The sequence below is a fragment of the Robertkochia aurantiaca genome (assembly GCF_020166495.1).
Classification (GTDB): domain Bacteria; phylum Bacteroidota; class Bacteroidia; order Flavobacteriales; family Flavobacteriaceae; genus Robertkochia; species Robertkochia aurantiaca.
This window is the reverse complement of the sequence record NZ_JAINZS010000007.1, coordinates 213,648-231,222: the sequence shown is the minus strand read 5'-3', so window position 1 is coordinate 231,222 and position 17,575 is coordinate 213,648. Positions and strand designations below refer to the sequence as shown.

Genomic DNA, 17,575 nt, shown 5'->3' with positions numbered 1-17,575 from the left:
GAGCTGATTCAAAGCATCCTCGAAGAGTTGCTCCAACTCACTTTTTGGGGTTGTTTTCTTGTTTGACATCGTGTACATAAGTTATTGTTTTAATTAATACCTATGACACACTTTTTTGAACAGTCTCTATTTCCAGAATCAAGACTATCTCACCACTTCACCACCTCACTAATTCACTTTTTGACCAACTTCCTTACTGACAATTTACCCGCTTACCTATCTACCGTTTTGCCTCCGAGAATCTCCCGTTTCACACGTTGGGAAACCGCAGTGATGAGCTCATAGCTGATGGTACCTGCTCCGGCAGCCAGATCTGCAGCTGTAATCTCCTGTCCGAAAACCTCCACCTCATCTCCTTCTTCACAGGAAATTCCGGTGACGTCGATCATGAGCATATCCATACAGACATTCCCTATAATGGGAGCCTTCTCGCCGTGCACCATAAGAAAACCTTTCCCCTTGCCATAAATTCTCCCGATCCCATCGGCATGACCTAAAGGGATGGTCGCTGTACGTGTAACATCAGAAGCGGTAAAAGAACGATTATATCCGAGGTTATCACCGGGTTGCAATTCATGTATCTGAGAGATCACGCTTTTCAAAGACATGATCGGCTTAAGATCTTGTCGAAACCTTGGGTCATTACCAAAGCCGTAGAGCCCGATCCCGCTTCGAACCATATCGAATTGTGCGCTAGCTGCATAATTCAAAATACCTGAAGTATTCAACTGGTGCAGCAGGAAGGAATATCCCAGCTCCTCTTTCAATTTTTCAGCTGCAGCCCTGAAGGTCCCGATCTGCTGTAAGGTGAATTCTTTTTCCCTGAGATCTTCTGAGGCTACCAGGTGAGAAAAGGCAGATCGCACCCTGATAGCCCCGGTTTGCTGCAATAGTGTCGTGATGAGACCGAGCTGATCGGTACCAAAGCCAAGACGGTTTAATCCGGTGTTGAATTTAAGGTGAACCGGATAGGCAGAAAGCTTCAGAGATTCGGCTGTTTCTGTAAACTCCTTCAATACCTTTTCACTGTACAAGGCAGGTTCAAGGCAGTGTTCGACCAGTTCTTCAAAATGAGATGGCAGCGGATGAAGTACCAGCACGGGGGCCGTAACTCCGGCCTCTCTCAAAGCCTTCCCTTCGGCGGTATAGGCGACTGCAAAATAATCAACTCCCAGGGCTTCCAGATGTCTGCTCACGGCGGCACTCTCACTTCCGTAAGCAAAAGCCTTTACCACAGCCATAAACCGGGTTTGCTGATCGAGTTTAGCACGCAAAAATCGATAATTGTGGGTCAGGGCATCGAGGTCGATCTGCAGGGTGGTCTCTTTAACCCTTTTCATCCTGGGGCAGGTTTTTTTCGGAAAATTCTTCGGGGTTGTTCACTTCCATCTTCTTGACTTTCTCCCGGAGCATCGCCTTATAAAAAGCCGCGCGGCTAAGAGGCTCGTATTCCTCAGTCTCTCCAAGCAGGACCAACTTGTCATTGGCCGATTTACGAAAACTGTAATTTGCCAGGTTTCCTGTGCGGGTACAAACCGCATGCACCTTGGTAACATATTCAGCGGTAGCCATCAAAGCAGGCATAGGCCCGAAAGGATTTCCTTTGAAGTCCATGTCCAGTCCGGCCACCACGACCCTGATGCCTTTATTTGCAAGATCATTACAAACCGAAACGATCTCATCATCGAAGAACTGCGCCTCATCGATACCCACCACATCACAGCCGTCGGCCAGTAGTCTGATGTTGGCTGCTGCCGGCACCGGTGTTGAACGTATCTCGTTGGCATCGTGAGATACGACCATTTCATCATCATAACGAACATCCAGGGCAGGCTTAAAGATCTCAACGCGCTGGCGTGCGAACTGGGCGCGCTTAAGACGGCGAATAAGCTCTTCGGTCTTTCCTGAGAACATCGAGCCGCAGATCACTTCGATCCAGCCAAATTGTTCTTCATGATTTACTGTATTCTCGAGAAACATGGGTGTGAAATATAGGGCTTTAGTAGTTGCCGTATGGGGCAAACTTACATAATTTATGAGAGTTGTTCACGTTTTTATGAGCAAAGATCTCAATGTTGTTAAATTTCTGAAAACCGGTCAAATACATCTATAATAACCGTAATATAAACGAAGCACAAATACGGCTTTCAGAAAAATTAATTACCTTTTAGCTGAAATTAAAAAGTGGTTTTTATAATTTCCCGTCATCGTGCGGAAGGTTCACAAAAAAATTGCAGATGAGAAAAAAACTTGAAAATGAATTGGTGGCGCTTGCCCATAACATTCTGAATCGTAAAGGAAAACAAAACCTTGACGCCATGCAGGAACAGGCCCGTCGTTTGTACGAAGCCCTTACCCTGCTGCGGTTTATCGAAGAACATTTCGGTGAATTGCCTGCCGCCAACGGTAAAAGCGAGGTAGCCGACAGGTTCGAAATCCTGGCAAACCGCGTACTGAGAGGTAATTCAGAGGTGCCGGAAGACAATCCGCACGCCCATGAAGATGACCTTATGACTCCTGTCATGGATACCATTAAAGATATGGTCAAAGAAATGCCGGAAGAAGAATCTCTTGAAGAGATCCTCAGAGGAATCCTGCCGGAACAGGAATTCATGAAAAACGACATAGAATTCGTCTCACCAAACATGGCTTCCGGGAATAGTCCTGATGTAAAAACACGTAAAAGATCCCTGAACGACACTTTGAACAAGGGGTTCCAGATTGGTCTTAACGATAAACTGGCATTCATCAAGCATCTTTTCGGAGGCAATACAGAGGATTATCAACGGGTGATCTCCCAGGTAAACACCCTACAGAATTATGAAGCTGCAGAGAACTTTATCTTGCAAATGGTAAAACCGGACCACGAAAACTGGGAGGGTAAAGAAGAATACGAAATTCGATTCCTGCAACTGATCGCACGAAAATTTGAATAGACTTCCGGGATCCCCCCCTCAACACCTAAATCACCGCTACTATGAATATAAAAACCGTTTTATACTGGGTATCCACAGGGTTGTTATCTGCTTTGCTGTTATATTCAGTATTTAATTACATCACCCAGTTTGCAGCCGTTAAAACGGTCATGGGAGATTTAGGATATCCCGCATACCTGATCTATTTTCTGGTCATCGCTAAATCTTTGGGCGTCATTGCATTGCTGGCACCCATACGTGGAACCCTGAAAGAATGGGCCTACGCCGGATTATTCTTTAATTTCCTGATGGCCTTCATAGCGCACTATATGGCTAATGACGGACAAGGTGGCGGAGCCATTATCGCCTTGGTATTGCTGATGATTTCATATTTCCTGGGAAAACAGGTACGCCCCTGGTTGATAAGAAAAAGTCCCGAAATAGGCACGACGGCTTCCTGAGGCTCTCATTTTTCTACTGCAGTAACGTACCTTTACAGTATGGGAAAACTCTATATCGTTCCGACACCTATAGGAAACCTTGATGATATGACCTTCAGGGCCATCAATGTACTCAAGGAAGCTGATCTGATCCTGGCCGAAGACACTCGCAACAGTGGGAAGCTTCTCAAGCATTTCGATATTAACACGCCCATGCTTGCGCATCATATGCATAATGAACACAAAACAGTTGCCACCCTCACCCGTAGAATACAGCAGGGGGAGACCCTTGCCCTGATCAGTGATGCCGGCACTCCTGCGATCTCTGATCCCGGTTTTCTTCTCACCCGTTCCTGCGCCGAAGCCGGTGTCGATATCGAATGCCTTCCCGGGGCGACAGCCTTTGTTCCCGCCCTCGTAAACAGCGCTCTTCCCAATGATCGCTTTGTATTTGAAGGGTTTCTCCCGGTTAAAAAAGGCAGACAAACCCGACTGAAAGCATTGGCTGAAGAAAGTCGAACCATGATCTTCTACGAATCACCGCACAAGATCTTAAAAACCCTGGGCGACCTGGTCACTTATTTCGGTGAGGACCGGCCGGCCAGCCTTTCACGTGAGCTTTCCAAGCTGTACGAAGAAACCCGCCGGGGAACGCTAGCTGAATTGCTGGAGCATTACGAGAAAAATCCGCCTAAAGGAGAGATCGTTCTGGTGGTTGGAGGAAATAAATGATGCTTTTTTTGTTTATGGGTTATGGGTTAAGGGTTAAGGGTAAAGAGTTAAGAGTTAAGAGTTATGAGTTAAGGGTTAAGGGTTAAGGGTTAAGGGTTATGGGAATGACTCCGCCTGATATAGGTTGCCTTTTTTCACAACCTTTTTAAACGATGAAAAAAGTAGCAACTAAGAGAACGTTCGATTTAGATCTGAAACTGGATCTGGTCAAGCAAATCGAGTCTGGAAAAGTAGGTGTAAGCCAAGTATCAAGGATTTATCAGGTAAGCCCTGCGGCCATTTATAAATGGTTGCGGAAATATTCCGATCTTTATAAAAATCAAACCCGAGTCGTGGTGGAAAAGAAGAGTATTTCTCAAAAGAACAAAGAGCTACAGCAGCGTATAGCTGAGCTAGAGCGGGCTTTAGGGCAAAAACAAATGCGGATCGATTACCTTGAACAGGTGGTGGACGTGGCCTCTTCTGAACTAGGAGTGGATATTGAAAAAAAGTCCAAACGACGGTCATAACGCGTTTTCGTGAGGACAAGTCATCGCATAGCTACAAGATGAACGATCTGTACGCTATGATAGGGATCACCAAACAGGCATTTTATAAGCGATTAGCCCGATTAAAAGCTCAAGAGGCTACCAAACAGTATATCTTGGCAATGGCTACGGAGCTTCGAAAGGATCACACTAAAATGGGCTGTAGAAAGCTCTACGATGAGATCCGACCCAAGGGAATGGGTAGAGATCGTGTGGAAGCGTTGTTGCTTAATGAAGGCTTCAGGGTGCCCAGAAAACGCAGTTATCGCCGTACGACCTATGCTGGAGGATATCGGTATGATAATCTGTTGTCGGGAAAGATACTGAACGACAAACATCAGCTCTGGGTAAGCGATATCACTTATATTCCGGTAGGATATAAACAGTTTTATTATCTGACTTTGGTTCAGGATGTGTATTCAAAAGTGATCAAAGGCTGGTCCTTATCAAGTACCATGGAAACCGAAGAAACTGTGCTTCCCAGCTTAAAAGATGCCTTAAAAGGTTTAAGTGAAAAAGAGCGAAAGCAACTTGTTTTTCATTCTGATCGAGGCTCACAATATGGGAGTAAAGAAATGAGAAGACTGTATGACACTTTCAAGATCAATCCCAGCATGGGAGGAAAGGCCTGGGAGAATGCTCATGCAGAATCTTTAAATGGCGTATTAAAGAACGAGTACATCAACTTTGATAACATCAGTATCAGTTTAAATCAGGCACGTTCATTAATGGATAAATGGATCTATCTTTACAATTATGAGCGCCCCCATGGTTCATTAAAAAACATGAAACCCATGGAATTTGAAAAACACCTTAAAAGCCTATCTGTAAAGCAAAGGGAAACATTGGAGATAAAATATTAACCCGAAATAGGGTAACCTTATTCAGGCATGCTCAGAATTATGTTTTATCCCGGAAGAATTGTTTTTGGCATGCCGTAAGTCTCACTTCGACACCCCGATACCTCTGGGCAGTGTGACAATGGGTAAACGCTCACCATCTCACTACTTCACTATCTCACCATCTCACCATCTCACTAACTATCTACCTGACTACCTGACTACCTGACTACCTGACTTACCGACTATTTCCATAATTATCACTACATTAGAAGCACTAAACCCAACTACTATCATATGGCATTTTTTTCAGACTTTAAGAAATTTCTATTAAAAGGTGACATCGTAAATCTGGCTACGGCCGTTATCGTAGGCGGAGCCTTCGGAAAAATCGTCACCTCCTTTACCAATGACATCCTGATGCCGCCCATCGGACTGCTGCTGGGAGGCAAAGACTTTACTAACCTTTCGATCATGCTTAAGCAAGCCGTAATCGAGAACGGGGAAACGGTGACAGAGGCGGTTACCATTAATTACGGAAGCTTCATTCAAACCATTCTCGATTTTGTGATTATCGGATTTTGTATCTTTGCCCTGCTGAGAGCCTATGAGAAGACCAAGAAAAAAGAAGAAGCAGCTCCGGCTGCTCCGAAAGGTCCGACCCAGGAAGAACTGCTCATGGAGATCAGAGACGAATTGAAAAAACAAAATTCTTAGTATATCTCCGAACAGGAGACAATCCGCTACACGATAGCAAGTTTAACCAAACCATCCGGGGAATCCGGATGGTCTTTTTTTTAGATTTTTGTTGAAATCAGAACATTTTGTTGCAAAATGTAAGCCCTTCCTTTTTTTGGTTGCCCACCTTGGGCAATTACCTAAATTTGCTGCATTAAAATAATCATTACATGAAAGTTGCTGTTGTAGGCGCTACCGGAATGGTCGGTGCCGTTATGCTAAAAGTTCTTGAAGAACGAAATTTTCCGATAGATGAATTGCTGCCGGTGGCCTCAGAGCGTTCGGTAGGGAAAGAGATCGCTTTCCGCGGAAAAACCTTTAAGGTCATTGGTTTAAAAGAAGCTGTGGCTCAAAAACCAGATATCGCTCTGTTTTCAGCAGGAGGTTCCACATCCCTTGAATGGGCTCCCCTCTTTGCAGAGGCAGGCACCACCGTAATCGATAATTCTTCTGCATGGCGAATGGATCCTGATAAAAAGCTGGTAGTCCCTGAGATCAATGCGCATTCGCTTGAAAAAAACGATAAGATCATTGCCAACCCCAACTGCTCGACCATACAAATGGTAGTAGCCCTGGCGCCTTTACATAAAAAATATAAGATCAAACGCCTGGTGGTCTCGACCTATCAGTCGATCACCGGTACCGGTGTCAAAGCGGTTCAGCAACTGGAAAACGAATATGCGGGAACCAAAGGAGAAATGGCTTATCCGTATCCTATCCACCGTAATGCATTGCCTCACTGCGATGTTTTTGAAGAGAACGGCTATACCAAAGAAGAGATGAAACTGGTTCGGGAAACCCAGAAGATCGTCGACAAGAACATTGCGGTTACCGCTACTGCCGTGCGTATTCCCGTAGTGGGCGGACACAGCGAAGCGGTCAATGTGCAGTTCGAGAATGACTTCGATTTATCAGAGGTGCGCAGGTTGCTACACGAATCACCCGGGGTTACGGTACAGGACAATCCTGACACCAACACCTATCCGATGCCGGCATTTGCTGAAGGAAAGAACGATGTGTTCGTAGGACGTATCAGAAGAGATGAATCTCAGCCGAACACCTTAAACATGTGGATCGTAGCTGATAATCTCAGAAAAGGAGCTGCCACCAATGCAGTTCAGATCGCCGAGTACCTCCTGGAGAATAAGCTGGTTTAAATTTTCAAACCACATCTAAAAAGAAAAAGGCTGCCAAATGGCAGCCTTTTATGTTTTGTATTCAAAGCGAATTATGCTCCGTTTCCATTTACAATGATCGGGTCCGGATTTCCGTCAGGATCACCATTGACGGTACCACTGGTGGTAACTGCGCCTAACAGGAATACTCCTGCTGCATGTGGAGCAGCCATTGAGGTTCCACTTATGGTATTATAACCACCGTCCTTCCATGTAGAAGAGATTGCCACTCCAGGTGCGCAATAGTCTACCGGCGGATTGGCATAGTTAGAGAAACTCGCCCAGTTATCACTGCTATCCATGGCAGAAATGGTATACACATTGGTACCTTCCGCCCTTGCCGGTGAATAGTTATTACTGTCAGCCCCGCTGTTTCCGGCAGCGATGGTAAAGATCACCCCCTGAGCAGCGGCATTGACGACCGCATCATCAACGGCCTGAGAAGCACCGCCTCCCAAACTCATGTTGGCTACATCACCAGGGGCTCCGTTGGCAGCCACGTGGTCAATACCTGCAATCACTCCTGAGTAGGAGCCGCTCCCTCTTGAATCAAGAACCTTTACAGGTATCACCGTAGCTCCGGGAGCTACACCGATCACACCTATAGAATTATTTATGGCAGCTATGGTCCCTGCAACGTGAGTTCCGTGGCCATCTCCGTCATCGAGACTTTTGCTGTCGCGACCGGAAGTAAAAGCATTGAACCCACGGGAAGCATCAACATTAAGGTCAGGGTGATCCAGGTCAATCCCTGAATCCAATACCCAGGCCACACCCGAACCAGTATAGTTGCTCACCCCGTTAACACGTGTGATTCCGTAAGGTGTCTCCTGACCAGTGGAACCTCCACCGTCATCTCCCCCTCCGGGTCCCTTTCCGGGGGGAGGAGCCAGAGAGAACATCTGATCTTCTTCGATATAATCGATTCGTGCATCCTGCCGTAGCTTTTCAGCTTCAGCAGCACTTAAAGAGACTACGAATCCATTGAGAGCTTTTGAATATACATGATTCACCCATGCGTCTACAATTCCCCTTTCATTCAAAATTCTGTTGGCCTCATCATTTACAGCAGCCTTCGCAGCTGTATAATCAGTAAATTTCTGTCCGAAATCACCGGTAACTTTAGTATTCAACACCACGATATAATCAGCGGTGGCAGCAGTTTCAACCCCGTCAAGAGCGGTAGTTTCAGTTCCGTCAATACTGTCCTTGGAGCAGGAAAGCATCATAACCGGCACGATCATACATCCTGCCAGCCATTTTACATACGTTTTTTTCATTTTTAGTTAATGGTTTAATGATTTTGCCGCAGAATATAACCGAAAGCTTATTATTAACAAAAATTTAACCCAACTTTTCGTTATAATGAAGTGTTAATTATGATTTGTTAAGCTATTGCAAATCAGACTTAAACTAAATGAGAAGTCATAGGTTCAGCAAATGCGCTAAATAATTGTTAAATGCAATTGCAAGGTACTTCCGGCCTGCTCTTTTTTATTTATTTTCCCAAAAACATTTAATCAACTATGTATAAGATATACACCCTGATCGTAGCAGCTGCCCTGGTGGCTTCCTGCGACACCACTGAACAAAAAAAGGATCTTGCTTTGAAATACCCCGCCACCAAAAAGGTTGATACCAGCGACACCTACTTCGGAAAAACAATCAAAGACCCATATCGCTGGCTGGAAGACGATCGTTCTGCCGAAACCGAATCATGGGTAAAAGCCCAGAACGAGGTCACCTTTGGGTACCTGGAAGAAATTCCTTTCAGAGACCAGCTCGAAGAGCGGTTAAAAGATCTGTGGAACTACGAAAAGATCACCTCTCCATACAAGGAAGGTGACTACACCTATTATTCGAAGAACAACGGTCTGCAAAATCAATATGTGGTGTACAGAAAAGATGCTGAAGGAAATGAGGAGGTCTTTCTGGACCCCAACACATTCTCGGAAGACGGTACGACCTCCCTGGCCGGCCTGAGTTTTTCTGACAATGGAAAACTGGCAGCCTATGCCATCTCTGAAGGAGGAAGTGACTGGAGAAAAATAATCGTGATCGACGCAGAAACCAAAGAAAGGGTAGGCGATACCATCACCGATGTAAAATTCAGCGGTATCTCCTGGAAAGAGAACGAAGGCTTTTTCTATTCCAGCTATGACAAGCCTGAAGGAAGTGAGCTCTCAGCTAAAACAGATCAGCACAAACTATATTATCATAAACTGGGTACTCCCCAGGCTGAAGATGAAGTGATCTTCGGTGGGACTGAAGCCCAAAAGCACAGGTATGTTCAGGGAAGAGTGACCGAAGACAATCGTTTCCTGGTTATCTCAGCGGCCAATTCAACTGCGGGTAACAAGCTTTTTGTTAAAGACCTGTCGGTAGAAAATGCACCCCTTAAGACCATTATGGGGGAAGAGGTGAGCGAAACCGGAATATTCGACAGCAAGGGAACTACCCTTTACCTGGTAACAGACCTTGATGCCTCCAACAAAAGAATCGTAAAGACAGATATTGACGACCCGGCTCCTGACAACTGGACCGAAGTAATACCTGAAACAGAGCATGTACTGAGCGCTTCAAAAGGAGCGGGCTATATCTTTGCAGAATACATGATCGATGCCGTCTCGAAAGTATACCAATACGATTACGACGGAAACCGCGTTCGTGAGATCGAACTCCCGGGCATTGGAAGTGCGGGGAATTTCAATGGTAAGGAAGATGCTGAGTTCATCTATTATTCCTATGCCAACTACAACACCCCGGGAAGCATTTATAAACTGGAACCTGACAGCGGAGATTCAGAACTCTACTGGAAGCCGAATATCAATTTCGATTCAGAAAAATATACCTCAGAGCAGGTTTTCTATACCTCAAAAGACGGTACGAAAGTGCCGATGATTATCACTTACAAGAAAGGACTGGAGAAAAACGGAAACAACCCGACTATTCTTTATGGATATGGCGGATTTAACGTGAGCCTTACTCCTTCATTCAGCACCGCCATGGCAGTATGGCTGGAGCAAGGTGGAATCTATGCCGTGCCGAACATTAGAGGTGGAGGCGAGTATGGAAAGAAATGGCATGATGCCGGGACAAAAATGCAAAAGCAAAACGTATTTGACGACTTTATCGCTGCCGGTGAATTCCTGATCGAAGAGAACTATACTTCCTCAGACCGTCTGGCTATTCGCGGAGGATCAAACGGCGGACTCCTGGTAGGAGCTACCATGACCCAGCGCCCCGACCTGATGAAGGTAGCACTGCCCGCAGTGGGAGTACTCGATATGCTGCGTTACCACACCTTTACTGCCGGCGCCGGATGGGCTTATGATTACGGTACCTCAGAACAGAGTCCTGAAATGTTTGAATACCTGCTGAACTATTCACCCGTTCACAATGTAAAAGAAGGCAAATCATATCCGGCAACCCTCATCACCACCGGTGATCACGATGACCGGGTGGTTCCCGCACATAGTTTCAAATTCGCAGCTGAACTGCAGGAAAAACAAAGTGGTACAGCACCTGTGCTGATAAGGATTGAAACCAATGCCGGTCATGGCGCAGGGACTCCTGTGAGCAAGACCATCGAACAATATGCCGATATTTTCAGCTTTACCCTCTACAATATGGGCTATGAAGAATTACCTGACCGGTCGGTCCTGAAGGAGTTGAAGGACTGATCCCTCGTTTTATTTGAATGTTGCTAAAAGCCTCCGATTGTGTACGGAGGCTTTTTTTATGTTCCTTTTTATAATTACGTACCTTGCTGATCCAATCGTTTGCCATGCTACAGGTATCTAAATTAAGTTTCAGCTATACTGATAAAGCCGTACTCACTCATATCAATCTGGATCTTCAACCCGGAGAATACCTCAGCATCATAGGAGAAAGCGGATCAGGAAAAAGCACCCTGCTGAAACTTATCTATGGCCTGCTGAATCCCGATTCGGGCAGCATCTCCTGGAAAGATCAAAAGCTTCTCGGACCTCTGTATAACCTGGTCCCCGGTGAAGATTTTATCAAATACCAGGCGCAGGACTATGACCTGATGCCATCGCTGACAGCGGGAGAGAACGTCGGGAAATATCTTTCGAATTTTTATCCGCGTAAAAAGCAGAAACGCATTCGCGAATTACTGGAACTGGTGGATATGAGTGAATTTGCAGATCGAAAACCGCCGGAACTGAGCGGCGGACAACAGCAGCGAATCGCTTTGGCCAGGGTTTTGGCCAAACCCCCTGAATTACTGCTGCTTGACGAGCCTTTCAGCAATATCGATAACTTCAGAAAGAACAACCTCAGACGAAACGTTTTCAGCTATCTCAAAGACCACAAGATCGCTTGTATCGTGGCGACGCATGACAACCAGGACAGTCTTTCGTTTGCCGACAAAACCATGGTGCTCAGAAAGGGCAAAACGATGGCTGCCGATTCCCCGTTAAACCTGTATAAAAATCCGCCTAACAAATATACCGCCCGCCTTTTCGGAGAGGTAAACGAAGTGCCCGGGGAAATGGCAGGTATTGAAGGAAAAAAGAATGTGCTTGTCTATCCTTCAGAATTGATTTACGATGAGGCCGGTCTGGTGGATGCAAAGGTAAAAGCCTCCTGGTTCGAAGGTAACCATTACCTGATCTCGGCCTACAAAGGAAGAAGAACCTTTTACTTTCACCACGCGGTATATTTAGCTCCCGGGACCCCGGTAAGACTTTCTGTTGACCGGCAGGCCCTTGAATATCGTCGATCCTGACATCCCGGAATCTGCTTAAAATTCCGTAAATTATAGGGTAATCCATTAAAATCAGAGTTTATGGCCGAGTACGATTTCAACCAACTCAAAGCCCTGTTTATCAACTGTACCCTGAAAAAGTCACCCCGAACCAGTCATACCCGGGGACTGATGCAGCACGCCATCGATCTTATGGAAAGAGAAGGCGTAGATACCCAGATCGTAAGGCTGGTTGATCATGACGTACCCCCGGGAGTGTATCCCGATATGCGCGAATACGGCTGGGAAAAAGATGAATGGGAATCCATATTCAATATGGTTATGGCCGCAGATATACTGGTCATCGGAAGTCCGATCTGGCTGGGTGAGAAATCATCTGAGGCGAAAAAACTTATCGAAAGACTCTATGCCATGAGCGGAAAGCAAAACGAAAAAGGCCAGTATATCTACTATGGAAAGACCGCAGGTTGCGTTATCACAGGAAATGAAGACGGTATCAAACACTGTTCAAGCAGTATCCTTTATGCCCTGCAACATATCGGTTTTACCATCCCGCCACAGGCCGACTGCGGTTGGATCGGTGAAGTAGGCCCGGGGCCCAGTTACCTTGACGAGGAATCGAACGCCATCAATACCGAATTCACCAACAGAACCCTCACTTTTATGTGTTATAACCTGATGCATATGGCGACCATGCTGAAAAATAATGGCGGTATCCCGAACTACGGAAATTCGGTTCCTCAATGGAATAAAGGGGAGCGATGGGCCTTTAGAAAAACCTAAACAATCTTTTTTATCAGGAGGCCCTGACCATTAACCATGATTCGTTCACCTACAGATCTTCCCAGCATAGCGTTGCCTAACGGACTGCCGGGCGAAACAACGACTACCTGAAACTCGCCGGCATCTATGATTCCCAGAGAAAGTGCCAGGAAGTAATACCCCCGGTCTGTATGTACCAGGGATCCGGCACCTATCTTATCTGCATCGCCGGAAGAGGCCTGTTGTTTGATTTTCAATAGTAATTGCTTATCAGCTTCCAGCAGCCTCAGCCGTTCGCCGGTACGCTCCATTTCCAGCTGCACCATGGCTCTGCCGGTTTCGTGTTTATCTCCTGCACTGCTCTTGGTCTCCTGCTGCAGGCTCTCCCTCAGGGAAGCAATCTGTTCTTCCTGCAAGCGAATCTTCTTCTGAAGCAATGCCAGGCAGGAATCGAATAGTTCGTTCTTGGTCATAGTACTCTGTCGATTTACGGATATTGAAAGGGTCCGAAATAATTCATTTGACGCAGCACCCAATTCTTGCGCCGGGAAATATAGTCGGTTTCAGGAACGGGTTTCATACGAATCGGGTTCGGCAGGATACTTGCCAGGGCTGCTGCCTGGCCCCTGGTAAGACGCGAAGCCGGCTTATTGAACCAATGTCTGGCAGCGGCTTCTGCCCCATAGATATTATCACCCATTTCGATGCTGTTCAAATAGACTTCCATGATGTGCTCCTTGCTCCACATCAATTCGATCAATACGGTGAACCAGGCTTCCATACCCTTTCGCAACCAGCTTCTGCCGGGCCAGAGAAAGACATTCTTGGCTGTTTGCTGACTGATGGTACTGCCACCCCTGATCTTTTTTCCTTTTTGATTCTTCCTGTATGCATCTTCGATAGCATCAAGGTCAAACCCATTATGGGTCATGAACTTCTGGTCTTCGCTGCAAATAACAGCCAGTTCGAGGTGGTCACTTATGTTCTCCAGCGTCTCCCAGTCATGCTCCCAGGCAACTGGGCGGTCATTGCGATAGTCTTCAACAGCCCTTATGACCATCAGGGGTGTTAGCTTCACAGGAACCCATTTATAGAATAGCACCAACAGCAGGCTTATCAATACAAACCATGCCATGAGTTTAGCCAGAAAACGCAGGAGTCGCTTCATGCAGCAAAGCTATGGTTTTTGGAGTAATGGGGAAGTAATGAAAAATTATGAATTATTAAGGTTCAATTATTTCGCCGGATAAGGGGGAAATAGGGGTTCAAAGAAATCCGTCTTTGGACTATCTGACCTGCCTTCCTGACCCTTTCACTAGCTGACCGTCTGACTGTTTGACTTTATGACTTATAATCAGGCAGATCCTTCACTGCGGTGATTACATCACCTTCGTTCTGGATGACACATGTAGGTTACACTATAGAATATTTACTATATTTAGAGATGCTTCATAACTACTTCCTCTATATATTAACAAACAAAAACAAAACAGTGCTTTATATAGGAGTGACTAATAATATTCAGAGACGCATAGGACAACATTATGATGACAGTGTGGGACTCAAAAGGACATTTGCCGGCAAATATAACTGCTACTACCTGGTATACTACGAATGCTTCGATATTCCTGATCATGCAATTCGACGCGAAAAGGAATTGAAAGGCTGGTCCAGAAAAAAGAAAATGAACCTGATCACATCATTTAACCCCAAATGGCTGTTTCTGAACAATGACGTATTCTGAATTATTCTCAATATTAAACCAAGATAAGTCATCCAGAGCGAAGCGAAGGATCTTAAAATCGTTTTCTGCTGAAGCCTTTTATGGTTATTGAAGTTAATGTTTATCGTTCAACCATTATATCTTTGGACTATCTGACTTGCCTTCCTGACCCTTTCACTATCTGACCACCTGACTGTTTGACTTATAATCAGGCAGATCCTTCTCTCCGGCGACTTCGACGCCTCCGTTCTGGATGACTGAAAAGTTAAACCATGTAAGTCTTTGATAACCGGCTGCTACCCCCCCCGGATAACCGTATAACTGCATAACTGCCTGCCCGCAGGCAGGACCGCCTAACTTACCGCCAACTTCGCCAGGGCGTGCCCGGTATGACTGCCGATAGCGACTCCCATACCTCCCAGTTTAACACCACAGAACACATTATTGGTAAGCGGTTTTACGATAGGCTCCTTGTTGATACCGAGACCCATGATTCCGCTCCACCGGTGTTCGACCTCGTATTCCTGTCCGGGAAGTATCACTTCTCTGAGCAATTGGTCCAATCGGTTTTGAATGGTTGCTGTTTCTCCGAAATCAGCGGTATTCTCGCCTTCAAAATCAAGATTCCTTCCGCCTCCAAGCAGAATACGGTTATGAATATTCCTGAAGTAATAATATCCTTTGTCAAGGTGAAAAGTGCCCTTTACCTTGAGATTCTTAATAGGACTCGTAATTAGCACCTGCGCCCGTGCCGGTCTGACATCTTCATTCAGCAATCTTCCGGCAAACCCGTTGGTGGCAACCAAAAGATTATCTGCTGAAAACTCGATCTGAGGAGTTTTAAGGATCACCTTCCCGTTGAGCTGTACATAATCTTCCAATTCCACTCCGAACAGCACCTTCACCCCTTTTTTGATACATTTCTTGTACAGGCTGTTCATCATCTTTCCTGTATTCAGCTGCCCTTCAAATGTATTGACCAGGTAATGATCCTGTATCCCGGCAAAACCGAAACCGTTTTCTCTTACCTTGAAGACCTTTTTCTTAAAAACCGGCTTTAGCAGCTTATTCAGCCTTTTACGGTTCTCCAGACAGGCCTCAAAGAAATCAGGATCACCTTTAAGAAATAGCTCATATCCCTTATGAGGCTTGTATCCAATGCTTTTATCTCCCAAAGTCTTGCGAAGTAATTGTATCCCCAGGTAGCGCTGTCGAACCAGGTCGACCATCTCTTCTTCGGTATGAAAATTCATATCGTCCAGCAATTCAGAGATACTCCCGAAACAGGCGAAACCGGCATTTTTGGTACTGGCTCCCTGTGGGAGCAGCCCCCTTTCAAGCACAAGAACCCGGGCATCCGGATGTTTTTCTTTCAGCGCCATCGCGCAACTCAGTCCGACGATCCCTGCTCCGATCACCGCATAATCAATGTTTTTGAAATACTGATCGAGCTCCCAGTATGACAAGGGAATCCTGATGGTAGCCTCCATACACCAAATTGTTTTTAAGCTAAACTAAAGATAGAAAAAGGAATGAGATAATCTACTGATTATCAATAAAAAAGCCCTCGCGATTGCAAGGGCTTTTAAGTATATGTGAAAATTTTATTCCTCTTCCTGTGGCGGAGCCATTTTGAAGTCTTCCATAAACTTAGTGGTGTAATTCCCCGCTATATAATCGGGGTGATCCATCAGCTGTCTGTGGAAAGGAATGGTCGTTTTTATACCTTCGATCACGAATTCGTCCAGGGCGCGTTTCATCTTATGTATCGCCTCTTCCCTGGTCTGAGCTGTGGTGATCAGTTTAGCGATCATCGAATCGTAATTCGGCGGAATGATATATCCGCTGTATACGTGAGTATCGAGTCGCACTCCGTGTCCGCCGGGAGCATGCAGGGTTGTGATCCTGCCCGGGGATGGTCTGAAGTCGTTATACGGATCTTCAGCATTGATACGACATTCGATAGAATGCAGTTTCGGTGTATAGTTCTTCCCGGAGATCGGAATACCGGCAGCCACTTTTATCTGCTCGCGTATCAGGTCGTAGTCGATCACCTGTTCGGTGATCGGGTGTTCTACCTGTATACGGGTATTCATTTCCATGAAGTAGAAGTTTCGGTGCTTATCAACCAGGAACTCCACAGTTCCGGCGCCTTCGTACTTGATGTACTCAGCAGCCTTAATAGCGGCTTTCCCCATGCTTTCTCTGAGCTCTTCTGTCATGAAAGGTGAAGGCGTCTCTTCTGTTAGCTTCTGGTGTCTGCGCTGAACCGAGCAGTCTCTTTCACTGAGGTGACAGGCTTTCCCGTTCTGGTCTCCGACGATCTGAATCTCGATATGTCGGGGCTCTTCGATGAGCTTCTCCATATACATCCCGTCGTTTCCAAAGGCGGCACCCGCCTCCTGTTGTGCACTCTCAAGCGCCTTTTTAAGGTTTTCTTCCTTCCAAACGGCACGCATCCCTTTACCTCCACCACCGGCAGTGGCTTTAAGCATCACGGGATATCCCATTTCCTTGGCGATCTTTTTGGCTTCCTCATACGATTTCAGCAGCCCTTCACTACCGGGAATGGTAGGAACACCTGCTTCTTTCATTGTAGCCTTGGCGGTCGCCTTGTCACCCATCTTCTCGATCTGCTCAGGTGAGGCACCGATAAATTTGATGCCATGCTCGCGGCAGATACGTGAGAAGTTTGCATTTTCAGACAGGAATCCGTAACCCGGGTGAATGGCATCGGCATTGGTGATCTCGGCCGCGGCTATGATATGGGCGATCTTCAGGTATGAGTCTTTACTCGGTGGCGGACCAATACAAACGGCCTCATCTGCAAAGCGTACGTGCAGACTTTCTTCATCGGCTTTCGAATACACCGCCACGGTCTTGATGCCCATTTCTTTACAGGTTCTGATAACCCTAAGGGCTATCTCCCCTCTGTTGGCAATAAGTATTTTATTGAACATATCATTAAAGTTTTACGATCTCCTATACCGGA

At 46.0% G+C, this 17,575-nt stretch carries 18 protein-coding genes; 11 read left to right on the top strand and 7 right to left on the bottom strand.

Translation table 11 applies throughout. The features are described 5' to 3' along the window. Positions 1-212: 212 nt before the first annotated feature. Positions 213-1,340, bottom strand: a complete 1,128-nt coding sequence (gene alr / locus K7R10_RS14550) for an alanine racemase (RefSeq protein WP_224485458.1) — start codon at positions 1,338-1,340, stop codon at positions 213-215. Next, positions 1,327-1,980 carry a thymidine kinase gene (locus tag K7R10_RS14545; protein ID WP_224485465.1) on the bottom strand — a complete coding sequence of 218 codons (654 nt, stop codon included), beginning with the start codon at positions 1,978-1,980 and terminating at the stop codon, positions 1,327-1,329. Before K7R10_RS14545 ends, alr begins: the two co-directional genes overlap by 14 nt. A gap of 257 nt (positions 1,981-2,237) precedes the next feature. Here K7R10_RS14545 and K7R10_RS14540 point away from each other — a divergent pair, with 257 nt between their 5' ends. The 7 genes from K7R10_RS14540 (at position 2,238) to K7R10_RS14510 (ending at position 7,348) form a co-directional block, all read left to right on the top strand. Beyond that, positions 2,238-2,936, top strand: coding sequence for a DUF8457 domain-containing protein (locus K7R10_RS14540; protein WP_224485457.1), 699 nt, complete (start codon positions 2,238-2,240; stop codon positions 2,934-2,936). A gap of 41 nt (positions 2,937-2,977) precedes the next feature. Next, entirely contained in the window at positions 2,978-3,376 is a 399-nt protein-coding gene (locus K7R10_RS14535; RefSeq protein ID WP_224485456.1) for a DoxX family protein, read from the top strand. Between the two features lie 39 nt (positions 3,377-3,415). Next, complete coding sequence (gene rsmI / locus K7R10_RS14530; protein ID WP_224485455.1) at positions 3,416-4,087, top strand: 16S rRNA (cytidine(1402)-2'-O)-methyltransferase; 672 nt, start codon at positions 3,416-3,418, stop codon at positions 4,085-4,087. A gap of 152 nt (positions 4,088-4,239) precedes the next feature. Next, on the top strand, positions 4,240-4,596 hold the full coding sequence (locus K7R10_RS14525; protein ID WP_203057171.1) for a transposase: 357 nt from the start codon (positions 4,240-4,242) through the stop codon (positions 4,594-4,596). Further along, positions 4,593-5,477, top strand: a complete 885-nt coding sequence (locus K7R10_RS14520) for an IS3 family transposase (protein ID WP_224485464.1) — start codon at positions 4,593-4,595, stop codon at positions 5,475-5,477. The genes K7R10_RS14525 and K7R10_RS14520 overlap by 4 nt, the downstream gene beginning before the upstream one ends. Positions 5,478-5,750: 273 nt before the next feature. Continuing rightward, entirely contained in the window at positions 5,751-6,170 is a 420-nt protein-coding gene (gene mscL / locus K7R10_RS14515; protein WP_224485454.1) for a large-conductance mechanosensitive channel protein MscL, read from the top strand. A gap of 191 nt (positions 6,171-6,361) precedes the next feature. After that, positions 6,362-7,348: an aspartate-semialdehyde dehydrogenase gene (locus K7R10_RS14510; protein WP_224485453.1), complete on the top strand. Its 987-nt coding sequence runs from the start codon at positions 6,362-6,364 to the stop codon at positions 7,346-7,348. A gap of 71 nt (positions 7,349-7,419) precedes the next feature. Here K7R10_RS14510 and K7R10_RS14505 read toward each other — a convergent pair whose 3' ends face one another. Beyond that, a complete protein-coding gene (locus K7R10_RS14505) occupies positions 7,420-8,646 on the bottom strand; it encodes a S8 family peptidase (RefSeq protein ID WP_224485452.1) in 1,227 nt (408 codons plus the stop codon). Between the two features lie 246 nt (positions 8,647-8,892). Between K7R10_RS14505 and K7R10_RS14500 the strand changes: the two genes are divergently transcribed. From K7R10_RS14500 to K7R10_RS14490, 3 genes are all read left to right on the top strand, one after another. Further along, the gene (locus K7R10_RS14500) at positions 8,893-11,049 is read left to right on the top strand and encodes a prolyl oligopeptidase family serine peptidase (RefSeq protein WP_224485451.1); all 2,157 of its coding nucleotides are present in this window, start codon (positions 8,893-8,895) and stop codon (positions 11,047-11,049) included. Between the two features lie 104 nt (positions 11,050-11,153). Beyond that, the gene (locus tag K7R10_RS14495) at positions 11,154-12,119 is read left to right on the top strand and encodes an ABC transporter ATP-binding protein (protein WP_224485450.1); all 966 of its coding nucleotides are present in this window, start codon (positions 11,154-11,156) and stop codon (positions 12,117-12,119) included. 60 nt (positions 12,120-12,179) lie between these two features. Continuing rightward, complete coding sequence (locus K7R10_RS14490; RefSeq protein ID WP_224485449.1) at positions 12,180-12,881, top strand: flavodoxin family protein; 702 nt, start codon at positions 12,180-12,182, stop codon at positions 12,879-12,881. Here K7R10_RS14490 and K7R10_RS14485 read toward each other — a convergent pair. Together K7R10_RS14485 and mtgA are read right to left on the bottom strand one after the other, a co-directional pair. Beyond that, entirely contained in the window at positions 12,878-13,333 is a 456-nt protein-coding gene (locus K7R10_RS14485; RefSeq protein WP_224485448.1) for a GreA/GreB family elongation factor, read from the bottom strand. The two genes, K7R10_RS14490 and K7R10_RS14485, sit on opposite strands and share 4 nt — an antisense overlap. A gap of 14 nt (positions 13,334-13,347) precedes the next feature. Beyond that, on the bottom strand, positions 13,348-14,028 hold the full coding sequence (mtgA, locus tag K7R10_RS14480) for a monofunctional biosynthetic peptidoglycan transglycosylase (protein ID WP_224485447.1): 681 nt from the start codon (positions 14,026-14,028) through the stop codon (positions 13,348-13,350). 231 nt (positions 14,029-14,259) lie between these two features. Between mtgA and K7R10_RS14475 the strand changes: the two genes are divergently transcribed. Beyond that, the gene (locus K7R10_RS14475) at positions 14,260-14,604 is read left to right on the top strand and encodes a GIY-YIG nuclease family protein (protein WP_370631322.1); all 345 of its coding nucleotides are present in this window, start codon (positions 14,260-14,262) and stop codon (positions 14,602-14,604) included. 332 nt (positions 14,605-14,936) lie between these two features. Here the strand turns inward: K7R10_RS14475 and K7R10_RS14470 are convergent, their stop codons facing one another. Both K7R10_RS14470 and accC read right to left on the bottom strand, forming a co-directional pair. Further along, entirely contained in the window at positions 14,937-16,073 is a 1,137-nt protein-coding gene (locus K7R10_RS14470) for an NAD(P)/FAD-dependent oxidoreductase (protein ID WP_255610541.1), read from the bottom strand. Positions 16,074-16,187: 114 nt separating this feature from the next. Continuing rightward, positions 16,188-17,543 carry an acetyl-CoA carboxylase biotin carboxylase subunit gene (gene accC / locus K7R10_RS14465; RefSeq protein WP_224485445.1) on the bottom strand — a complete coding sequence of 452 codons (1,356 nt, stop codon included), beginning with the start codon at positions 17,541-17,543 and terminating at the stop codon, positions 16,188-16,190. Positions 17,544-17,575 lie beyond the last annotated feature (32 nt).